We start from the raw sequence: 9,582 nt of genomic DNA, 5'->3' as shown, positions 1-9,582 counted from the left end.
CGATGCCTACATGCGCGAGTTCAGCGCGAACCGTCTCCATGTCGTGCCTGCGCGCCCGCTGCTGCTGGCCCACGCTCATTGCCACGACCGCGACTTGCCGCGCCGCTTTGCCGGGACGTTCGCGTTGCTTGCGAGCCCCGGGGCAGAGCTGCCAACCATGCCGCTCCCTGGGACGGCGATGACGATGGCGATGCTTGCGGTCACGCTTCGCCGGGTTCATCGTCATCGGCTACGCAAGCAGTATCGTCGGCTTGAGGCGGCAGCGCAGCGGCTGAGCGCGTTCAGCTATCTGGCGCGGGTCGACCGCGACGGACCTGACTGGCGCCAGCGCGCCTTGCATGCCCTGGGTGTAGAGAGCCGACAGCGGCGGAGCCGTGGAGAAGCGCTTGCGAGTCTCCGGCTCGCCCGGGATTTGGCGAAACGGGCGGAACAGCGGCGTCGGCCGCGCTGGGACAGCGAACCATTCGATCCGGCTTGCTGGGGATTTGCCCTTCCGACAGCACGCGCGCTCGAATGGGCCGTCGCCAATCTCGAAGCGAAGGGTGAAAGCTCGCCCGCAGTGCCAAATCATCAAAATTCGCCCTGAGAAGCCCGTAGAGCGCGCTCGGCGTGTCTGCGCACCCCAACCCTATCCAGTCCCCGTTTTCGCGCTGTACGAGGCATTTCCGGGGAAATTCAATTTCACTAATAATGTCAGATAGATAGCTGAATTTCCGCTGTATTCCCGGATTTTGCTGCATCACGCGGCGATGACATAGCGGCGGAAGGCGTTGCCTTGGGTGATCTCACGCAGGAGGTGCGCCTTGCACGCCTCGGCGATGAGCCGAGTGGTCGCCTGCCGAGATAGCCCCAACGCTTTCGCCGCGCGCGCGACGGTGAGCGAAGGACCCGCTCCGGCGAGCAGGGCGAGAGGGCGCAGGTGCGACGACTTGCGCCGCGATGCACAGGCGGTGTCGAGCCGGGCCAGCCACAGGCGCAGCCGTTGATCGAGGCGGACGACCGTCGCAGCGCCGACAGCGAGGCCTTCGAGCCAGGCGATCCTGCAGCGCTCGTCTCTTGCGCGTTCGGAAAGTTCGTCAAGATCGTCGTCCGTCGCGCCGGTGATGAGCGCGCGCCACGGGGAGCGGTTCTGGTGCAGGCCCATGACGGCAATACCACCTCCGGAGAGCTTGGGGGTCGCAATTGCAAACCGGTCGGCGAGCATTGCGCCGATCACGGGGCTGCCGCGAGGCAGGGGGGCAGCGCGGGCGAAGGAGGCGGCGAGATCGGCGCTGGCGATAAGGCGGGGGAGGGCGGATAGGCGCGCGGCCTGGCGGGCCCAACCCTCGAGGCGCGTGTCGGCGATTTCGAGTGGGGGCGGGGAGGGCCAACCCGCGAGCGGCGCGGCGTCGGCCTTGAGCCACGTTCGGACCGCATCGGAGGTGGGAATGGCGCGCCAGCGCGGCACACGTTCGAAGGCCTGAACGAACGCAAAGGGCCATCGCCGCCAGGCGCGCGGTGAATAGCCATAGTTCATGGCGAGCTGATCTGGTATGAAGCTTTCGCCTTCGAGCCAGGCAAGTGCTTCCTGCTCGGCTGCGCGGATATGGGCGATGAGGATCGCGGGCTCGGGAAAAAGGACGAGCCTCTCCTCGGCTCTTGCGAGCCCCTCGCGCGCGGCCCCGAAGGCCTCCAGAATGGTTTCCGAAAAAGCACCAGACATGCGCAGTATAACAGCGCTTTGGATGTTCATTGTCAATCTACTACACGATTAAGGTGCCTATGATGTAGCCCCCGCCGCACCCGCTTTTTCCATAATCGGATGTTATGGTAAATTCAGGCTTGCTGAAGAGGCCGGATTTGGCCCAAAAGGCGCCCGTGAAACCCGCCCGAAACGATCTTCCCGCATGACCGCTGACCGGCCATTCCCGTCCTCGGTTGAACTGGTGCTGGGCGGCCACGCCCTGCTGGTCGATACCCGCGCTGCGCGCCCGCTGGCGCTCGAAGCTGCAGTGGCCGCAATGGCGCCGGCGACGAGGGGGGCGATCACTGCCGACCTCAGGTGCTTCCTCGCCTGGTGCAAGGCGCGGCGGCCCGTTGCGACCGCAGTCCCCGCCGAGCCCGAAACCTTGGTCCACTATCTGCACTGGCTGGCCAAGGGATCAGACACCCGTGTGGGTGCGAAGCCTGCCACACTTGCGCGCCGGATCGCCTCCATCGCGCGGATCCACCGCATCCTCGGCTTTGGCGAGAGGGAACCGCTGCCAACCCAGGCCGGGATGGTTCGCGACACGCTGAAAGGCATCCGGCGCAAGAAGCGCGAACGGCAAAGGCAGGCCGCGCCGCTCCGGTTGGGCGAGGCGATGCAGGAGGGTCAGGCGCCGCCCGACGGGGTAACGGTCAACGCGTTGCTGGCTTCGTGCGGCACCGATATCATCGGTCTGCGTGACTCGGCGCTGATCAGTCTCGCCTATGATGCGGGTTTGCGCGTGTCTGAACTGGTTGGCGCGACGGTGGCCGATCTCTCCCAGGTTGGCGATGGCAGCGGGCGGCTCGAAATCACGCATTCCAAGACCGATCAGCTGGGGGAGGGGGCTCTGGCCTGGCTGTCGGCCGATACCATGGTGCGCCTGTCGGCCTGGTTGCTCGCGAGCGGGATTGCGCATGGCCCGGTGTTCCGGCGCATCAATGTACTGACCAGTCCGCCAGACGCCGCCGGGCAGCGACTTGTGCGGCACTATATTGGCGCGAAGCCGCTCACCCGTCAGGGTGTGGTCGCGATCCTGCGCCGCCGGGTGTTGGAGGCGATCGATCTCGGCCATGTCGACCTCGAACCCGGTATGGAGGGTGACACCGTGCGTGCCTTGAGCGCGCACTCGTTCCGGGTCGGGCTGACCCAGGACCTGTTCGCGGCCGGTGAGGACGGCGCGGGGATCGCGCTGGCGCTGCGGTGGTCGTCGCCAACCACGGCGCTGCGCTATGCGCGGGAACTGGCCGTGGGCAATAATGCAGCCGCGCGCGTGCTGGGGCGCTTGCGCGACGGCGACGGTCAGACGGCTGCGTAGCTCGCCCGCCAACCGGGATATACTTTGACGTTATGTCCCGGCGGCCGCGTAGAATTGCGGGTGCATTTTCCGGCGCAGTTTCTCCGCGTTCGCGAGTTCTTCAAGCTGCGCGGAACTGGAAAGACCGGGGTCTTTTCTCAGCTGGCCCGCGAGTTGCAGCACCGCGCGCTGGAAAGACTTGTTTCTGCTGGCACGCTGCCGAACGCCGAGATTGGTGAGCTCGGCAAGATCGAGCGCGAGCAAGGCGACCGCTTCGGGAATATCGGAGAGGACAATGTCGCGGATGGTGGCGATATACTCGTAGTCGCCATGCCCGAACAGATTGAGCTCGACCAAACCATTGGCCATTAAATGGCCGAGCGGCTCCCCGGCGAAATGGACCCGACCCTCGGCGGCGACCAGGCCTTGGGTCAGATCCCACGCCAGCTTGCAGCGAGCGCGGGCAAGCCAGCGCGAGAGCAGCAGAAACTTGCGGCGAAAGGCCTGCTCGAAGGGATGGCTATGTGCAGGCCAGACCGCAAAGGCTGCGGGTATTCGCTCGAGTTGCTCAATAAGATGGGGGCCGTTGAAGAACGACTCGGCGCTGAAATGACGCAGCTCGACATAGCCCTTGAGCAGCTTGGCGAAGTTTGCCGCGTATCCCTTGTCGCGCCCGGCATGGGCATCGAGCAGGTTGCCGAGGGCTGAGCCCAGCAGGAATTTTCCGGTCGGATCATGCGCCAGATGCCGCAACAACGGCACGCCGACGGCATGGCGCTGCAAGGCAGTGTAACGGCTGAACAGCCGATCGTTGTTCGCGAGCAGCAGTAGTTCATCGACGCCGAGGATGAAGCGGTCCGGATCGAGCCGGAAGCCATCTCCGGCATCGATATTGATGTGCCAACCGCAATTGGCGGTGTGCTCGTTTGCGAAGAAGTTGAAATCGCCGTCGATCTCGTAGATTGCCTCGAAAAGCTCGGTTCTGACCGTCTCGGCATCGTCGAGGGGCAGGGGAGGGGTCAGCAGTTCCACGCCGGCGAGGCGGTCTTCCGGCCAGTTCAGTGGGTCCAGTCCGTACTCGGGGACGACATAGAAGCCAGGGCGCTGCGGCGGCCGGGAAGGGGCAGACCAGGCGCGCCCTGTCCGCTCGCGCAATTTTGCCGCGAAGGTTCGGCAGAAGGCCGGCGAAGCCTCGTCCATGGCCTCTCCATCGCGCAGCTCTCGCTCGAAACGGAGCTCGCCAAGGTCGCCGAGGATGATTTCCAGCTCGAAGCCGGCACGCCAGGATGGTATTGCGGACATGGCCGGGAAGGTAATTCAATCGTACGCCATGTAAACGGAGGGCGTACGCTGTAGTGTATTTTGTCACAGCTTCTGGTCAACGCGTTGACCCAATGACGTCAATTATGGCGCGTCACACCAGATCGGGGGTCCAATTCAGGGCTGTCAGGGGGAGGGGAGGGGGGCTCATTCGCTGATTGTAGACTGAGCTGACATCTACAGTCCACGTGCTATCTGACGTTGTGTTGATAATGGCTGCTTATCACCACTCTATGCATCTAAGGAAAGCCCGGCTATCCTGACACCCATGCCGACAAGCCCGCCCGCCACTGCTGCAAAACGCGCCGTTGTCCGGCTTGGCACAGAGCCAAACGATCTGGTGGCAGAGGTGCGCACGCTTGTCGGCGCCGGGGTCCGCATCGATGAAGCGCTGCTTGATGCTGCGATGCGGGGTTGGTCCGAGAACACCCGCCGCGCATTCCGCTCTGACCTGACCTTGTGGGGGCAATGGTGCCGCTCACGGCGCGTGCAGCCGGCCGTAGCCGGTCCTGCCGACGTTGCCGCATGGATCCGCGTTCTTGCCGGCACGGAAGCGTCTGACATCAGAACCCGTGCCATGGCGACGATCGAGCGTTACCTGGTGCATGTAGGATGGGCCTATCGCATGGCAGGGCTCAGCGATCCGACTTCAGACCCCTTGGTCAAGTTCGAACGTAAGGCAGCGCGCAATCATCTCGGTGTGCGCCAGCGGCAGGCCCGCGCCATTCGCTTCAAGGGCGATATCGCCGATCTCGACAGCCCGGCGTCAGGCGTGTGCCTCGCGCATTTGCTCAAGGCGTGCCGCCGGGACGAACTGGGCTTACGCGATGCCGCGCTCCTGCGTATCGCCTACGACACCGCCGCCCGCCGGTCTGAGCTGGTGGCGATTGACGTTGCGCACATCGAGGGACCGGACGGGGAGGGGGCAGGGCTGCTGCACATTCCCTCGAGCAAAACTGACCGCAAGCAGGAAGGAGCCGAAGCCTATCTGTCACCGGCGACGATGGCCGCCATCGTGCGCTGGCGCAGGGCAGGGGAGGTCGACAAAGGGCCACTGCTGCGAAGAGTTACGACGCACTTTGATGGCTCGATTAAGTCTGTCGGCAGTGAGCGCCTCCATCCAAACAGCGTCACACTGATCTATAGGCGGTTGATACGCCGGGCTTGGGAGAAAGGTCTTCTGGGCGAAATGGGCGAAAGTGAGCTTGAGCGTTGGCTCAAGGGTATTTCCTCGCACTCGATTAGGGTCGGTGTGGCGCAGGACAACTTTGTTGCGGGCGAAGGGCTGCCCGCGATCATGCAGGCCTACCGCTGGCGCGACGCGCGCACCGTCTTGCGCTACGGAGCAAAGCTAACGGCCAAGAGCGGGGCGAGTGCGCGATTGGCACAGCGGTTTGGAGAAGACGGTTAATCACGTGCTCGAGTGGACGCTGTTGGCGGCGGCTAGCCACTTCTAGGAAAGTCTATTATTCTTTGATAGACATCCCTATACCTCACTAGTTGTTACACGTTTGGAGGCATCGTGGACCCGTATCGTAACCCATTTGCGCCGGGTGCGGGCAGCCGACCCCCGGAACTGGCGGGACGCGACGCCATCCTTGAAGCGGCCCGGATTTCTTGCGGCAGAGCAATCAAAGGGCGCAGCGCACGCTCCATTATGCTGTTGGGCCTGCGCGGTACTGGGAAGACCGTACTGCTCAATGAGATCGGCAGGAACGCCGAGAAGGACGGCCTCCTAGTTTCCAGAGTTGAATCTCCGGAGGGCGAGAGCCTGGCGCGCCTTATTTTTCCTGAAATGCGAAAGGTCATGCGATCGCTCTCTGGAGTGGCATCGGCAAAACACGTAGCCCTAAGAGGCCTCACTGGGCTGCGCAACTTTGCCTCGATCTTCAGGATCGAGATGGCCGGCGTAGAGATCGGAATCGAACCCGAGCCAGGTCTCGCCGATACTGGCGACCTTCAATATGACCTTCCGGACCTTTTCGCGCTCATCGGGAAGGCGGCTCAGGCTGCAGGGCGCGGATGGATACTTCTCATCGACGAAGTCCAGTATCTGTCCGACTCAGATCTGTCAGCGTTGATTGTTGCCCTACACCGGATTGCGCAGGAGGGGCTGCCGGTACTTCTGGTCGGGGCGGGCCTCCCGCAAATCGCTAGATTGGCGGGCGAGGCAAAGTCCTATGCTGAACGACTGTTTCTCTATCCGGCCGTGGGCGCACTCGATCCGGCATCGGCCGCACAAGCCATCGAAAAACCAATTTTAGAGGAAGAGGCGAGCATCGCGCCCGATGCGCTGGCGGCCATCGTGACGCGGACAAAGGGCTATCCCTTTTTCCTGCAGGAATGGGCATCGGTCGTATGGAACAATGCGGAAGGGCCGGAAATCAGCTTTGCCGATGCAGACCAATCCTATGCCGAAACATTGGCGTCGCTGGACGACGGCTTTTTCAAAGTACGGATCGATCGTCTGACCAAAGCCGAAATCCAATTTGTGAAGGCGATGGCAGACCTGGGCGATGGGCCATATGCGATGGCGGAAATCGCACAGGCTATGCAGCGCACGCAAAAATCTCTGGGACCGACGCGGGCAAGTATCATTGCAAAAGGCATGATTTTCAGTACCGATCATGGCTATCTGGATTTCAGCGTGCCGCTGTTTGCAGAGTTCATGCGTCGTCAGGGCTAAATGGATGGTGCTCGCGCGGTCGGAAATTGGTTGTCAGAACGGAGGCGAAGCAAATTGGCTGCGCTTGCGCTCACTCAATGACTTTGCAAGGCTCTAATCTGCGATAGCTGGATCACGTACCCCGTCGAAGGGTGCGTTTGCATGATCAAATACAGTAGACTGATCGGACTGCTGGCGTCGGCTCTGATTTCACACAGCGCCCAAGCGCATGGCGTTCAGCTTCAAGCGTTTGCCAAAGACGAGCCGAGCAATAAGCCGTTCCTGGTCCTCGAAGCACGCGCGACAACGGCAAACCAATCACCGCCCCCACAACAGGTGATCGCGCAGATGCGCGAATGGGCTTTCCCTCCGCAACTGGCGGAAGGGTCTAAAGTGCCGGAAGTTGTCGAAACCTGTTCCTTGGTACTCCCTACACCGCCAGCGTTTCTGTCCCGCGTTGCTCGAATGCGGCGTGCGAGCTTGTCCCCGATTCTGGCGTCGATCGCTTGCGAGGAAGGTGTGGCCCCGGCGCTGCTCGACGCGCTCGTTGCCCACGAGAGCCGCTACAATCCCGCAGCGCTGAGCGACCGCGGCGCAATCGGTCTTACCCAGCTGATGCCCGGTACCGTAACAGCGCTCGGCATCGCCAATCCTTGGGACCTCGCGCAGAATCTGAGGGGAGGCGCGCGCTACCTGCGCCGTCAACTCGATGCCTTCGGACGCTACGACCTTGCCCTTGCGGCCTACAATGCCGGACCTGGCAATGTCGCCCGCTACAACGGAGTACCGCCATTCCGCGAAACGCGGGCCTATGTCGACAATGTGCTCGGCATGATGCGGGGCAGCAGTGGCGTGTCGCCCACGAAGGTGGCAGTGCCGCTAACCAATCTACTTAAACGTCCTAGCAAGCCAGTCACCCATACCGCGCTTATTCAGCAATTCGTCGGGAACGCATTGGCGCGACAGGGGAAGCCTGACAGCTAGAGCAGAGCCGATCGTGCCTGCTCGACCCGGGCATGATGCTGGGCAAGTGCCTGGCAGATGCGGTCGGCGACCGCATCGCACAGGGCAGGGCGCATCGGTTCGAATGCGCAATCGAGCGCATCGCCCTGGCGTTTGACCGCAGCTTTCAACGCGCGGCAGACATTGCCGAGATTGAGCGTAAGCGCGTCCGGATAACATTCGGCATCGCCGAACACTTCGAACGCGATGGCCACGCGAACCATGTCGATCTCGAGATAACGGACCAGGGCGTCGAGTTCGGAAGGGAGCAGTTGCGCCAAAGCAAGTCGCTCGCGGAACCCCTGCCGGCGGCGGATAACGCGCCTGTCCGCGAGGTGGCGCGAACTGATCCCTCTCCGAGCAAGTTCGTGCGAAATAATCGCGCACAATCCTGCCGTCAGCGAGGCGGAGCATCCCGCATTGAGATCATCGGTGTCATTGCAGGCCAGCATGATGGTAAACCCCCGTTGGTCCGGTCGCCCGCGGCGCAATACCGGTCCTTGCATGCCGCGAACCTGCCCATCGCAAGCTCTCCCGACCATTCCCGGAAAAGAGGTATTGCTCGCGTGAAGCTCGGGCGGTCGGTGCCCCGGCGTCGAAATCAAGCGTCCATGCGAGTCGGCGCGGGACTGGTCCACTGCGATGGCATTCAGTCCAGCGTCGGGCTGCATTCTGGGCCAGGGTGGTGCGGCCTGCGTCCCGGCGTGGTGGTCATGGTGCCCAAGGGCGGGCGACATGGCAGTCCGGCGCGGCAAACATCCCAAACCATTCGAGATGCTGCGGTAAATATTTGGCCACCCAGCGCTCAGGCCCGCTGTGCAGACAGCTGCGCGTAAGGCTTCCTGATCATGCGGATCGCCTTCGACCGCGCACGCAATCAGGGGTTCTCGACATGGACATCAAGCAATTGGGCGACGCGCTGCCGCCCTGGGCACAATCGCTGGCGCTCGCCACTGCGGTCATGGCCGCAGCCACGGTGCTGGGTGCTGACGCGGCGTTCGCCGGAACCGATAGAACGTTCGATACCGCGCTCACCAAGTTCTCCAACTTCCTGCAAGGCTCGGGCGGCAAGATCATCACTGTGCTGAGCCTTGCCGGCGGCATTGTCGGGCTCGCTTCCGGGCGTTTCAGCCTGGGCCAGGTCGCTATTCCGGTGGGCGTTGGCGTTGGTGCCGGCACCGGCATCCCGATCGTCACATCGACCGTCACGGCAACGATCTGAGACGGCAACCGGCGAGCCTCGCCCCCATCCCCAAAGGCTCGCCAACTGACGGTGGACACAACTCATGGACCGTTTTTCGATCCCGAGGCATCTCGACGATCCCGAACTGATCGGGTTTTGGACGCTCGACGAGTTTCTCGTCATGTTCATCCCGTTCGTCTGGGGCGTCCTGACGCAGCACGTTGTCATTGGCCTTATTTTTGCGGTCGGAACGTGGTTCGGTTATCGCAAGGCAAGAGCCGGACGATCGATAGCGTGGATCCTCCACGCGGGCTACTGGCATCTGCCGGGTTCGTTCTTCGGTCTGCGGGTTTGTCCGCCGTCCCATTTGCGCGTGATGGCAGGCTGAC

The 9,582-nt window shown here is 62.8% G+C and carries 10 protein-coding genes; 7 read left to right on the top strand and 3 right to left on the bottom strand.

Going from position 1 to position 9,582, the window contains the following annotated elements; translation table 11 throughout:
* A partial coding sequence (locus tag AX703_RS27805) for a hypothetical protein (protein WP_231735394.1) occupies positions 1–586 on the top strand: 586 nt, incomplete at its 5' end.
* Positions 587–739: 153 nt separating this feature from the next.
* Here the strand turns inward: AX703_RS27805 and AX703_RS05845 are convergent.
* Positions 740–1,702 carry a MarR family transcriptional regulator gene (locus tag AX703_RS05845; RefSeq protein ID WP_062343235.1) on the bottom strand — a complete coding sequence of 321 codons (963 nt, stop codon included), beginning with the start codon at positions 1,700–1,702 and terminating at the stop codon, positions 740–742.
* A 184-nt stretch (positions 1,703–1,886) separates the two neighbouring features.
* On the opposite strand from AX703_RS05845, the gene AX703_RS05840 reads away from it, so the two are divergent.
* A complete protein-coding gene (locus AX703_RS05840; RefSeq protein WP_082734446.1) occupies positions 1,887–3,044 on the top strand; it encodes a tyrosine-type recombinase/integrase in 1,158 nt (385 codons plus the stop codon).
* A 30-nt stretch (positions 3,045–3,074) separates the two neighbouring features.
* On the opposite strand, the gene AX703_RS05835 is transcribed toward AX703_RS05840, so the two are convergent.
* Positions 3,075–4,055 carry a hypothetical protein gene (locus AX703_RS05835; RefSeq protein ID WP_156451933.1) on the bottom strand — a complete coding sequence of 327 codons (981 nt, stop codon included), beginning with the start codon at positions 4,053–4,055 and terminating at the stop codon, positions 3,075–3,077.
* Between the two features lie 556 nt (positions 4,056–4,611).
* On the opposite strand from AX703_RS05835, the gene AX703_RS05830 reads away from it, so the two are divergent.
* From AX703_RS05830 to AX703_RS26480, 3 genes are all read left to right on the top strand, one after another.
* On the top strand, positions 4,612–5,754 hold the full coding sequence (locus AX703_RS05830) for a tyrosine-type recombinase/integrase (RefSeq protein ID WP_062343233.1): 1,143 nt from the start codon (positions 4,612–4,614) through the stop codon (positions 5,752–5,754).
* Positions 5,755–5,865: 111 nt separating this feature from the next.
* Entirely contained in the window at positions 5,866–7,029 is a 1,164-nt protein-coding gene (locus AX703_RS05825; protein WP_062343232.1) for an ATP-binding protein, read from the top strand.
* A gap of 459 nt (positions 7,030–7,488) precedes the next feature.
* Complete coding sequence (locus AX703_RS26480) at positions 7,489–7,992, top strand: lytic transglycosylase domain-containing protein (protein ID WP_231735393.1); 504 nt, start codon at positions 7,489–7,491, stop codon at positions 7,990–7,992.
* On the opposite strand, the gene AX703_RS27800 is transcribed toward AX703_RS26480, so the two are convergent.
* On the bottom strand, positions 7,989–8,462 hold the full coding sequence (locus tag AX703_RS27800; RefSeq protein ID WP_062343230.1) for a hypothetical protein: 474 nt from the start codon (positions 8,460–8,462) through the stop codon (positions 7,989–7,991). The genes AX703_RS26480 and AX703_RS27800 overlap by 4 nt on opposite strands.
* A gap of 509 nt (positions 8,463–8,971) precedes the next feature.
* On the opposite strand from AX703_RS27800, the gene AX703_RS05810 reads away from it, so the two are divergent.
* Complete coding sequence (locus tag AX703_RS05810; protein ID WP_062343238.1) at positions 8,972–9,232, top strand: hypothetical protein; 261 nt, start codon at positions 8,972–8,974, stop codon at positions 9,230–9,232.
* A 64-nt stretch (positions 9,233–9,296) separates the two neighbouring features.
* Positions 9,297–9,581: a type IV conjugative transfer system protein TraL gene (gene traL, locus AX703_RS05805; RefSeq protein ID WP_062343229.1), complete on the top strand. Its 285-nt coding sequence runs from the start codon at positions 9,297–9,299 to the stop codon at positions 9,579–9,581.
* The last annotated feature ends 1 nt before the right edge of the window (position 9,582 follow it).

The sequence above is a fragment of the Novosphingobium sp. CCH12-A3 genome, from assembly GCF_001556015.1.
GTDB classification, from domain to species: domain Bacteria; phylum Pseudomonadota; class Alphaproteobacteria; order Sphingomonadales; family Sphingomonadaceae; genus Novosphingobium; species Novosphingobium subterraneum.
This window is presented reverse-complemented; position numbering and strand designations above follow the sequence as displayed.

What these genes read in the sequence shown, in the direction of transcription:
- AX703_RS05845 (WP_062343235.1), bottom strand. Translation starts at nt 1,702, where the DNA reads ATGTCTGGTGCTTTTTCGGAAACCATTCTGGAGGCCTTCGGGGCCGCG.
- AX703_RS05840 (WP_082734446.1), top strand. Translation starts at nt 1,887, where the DNA reads ATGACCGCTGACCGGCCATTCCCGTCCTCGGTTGAACTGGTGCTGGGC.
- AX703_RS05830 (WP_062343233.1), top strand. Translation starts at nt 4,612, where the DNA reads ATGCCGACAAGCCCGCCCGCCACTGCTGCAAAACGCGCCGTTGTCCGG.
- AX703_RS27800 (WP_062343230.1), bottom strand. Translation starts at nt 8,462, where the DNA reads ATGCTGGCCTGCAATGACACCGATGATCTCAATGCGGGATGCTCCGCC.
- AX703_RS05810 (WP_062343238.1), top strand. Translation starts at nt 8,972, where the DNA reads ATGGCCGCAGCCACGGTGCTGGGTGCTGACGCGGCGTTCGCCGGAACC.
- traL (WP_062343229.1), top strand. Translation starts at nt 9,297, where the DNA reads ATGGACCGTTTTTCGATCCCGAGGCATCTCGACGATCCCGAACTGATC.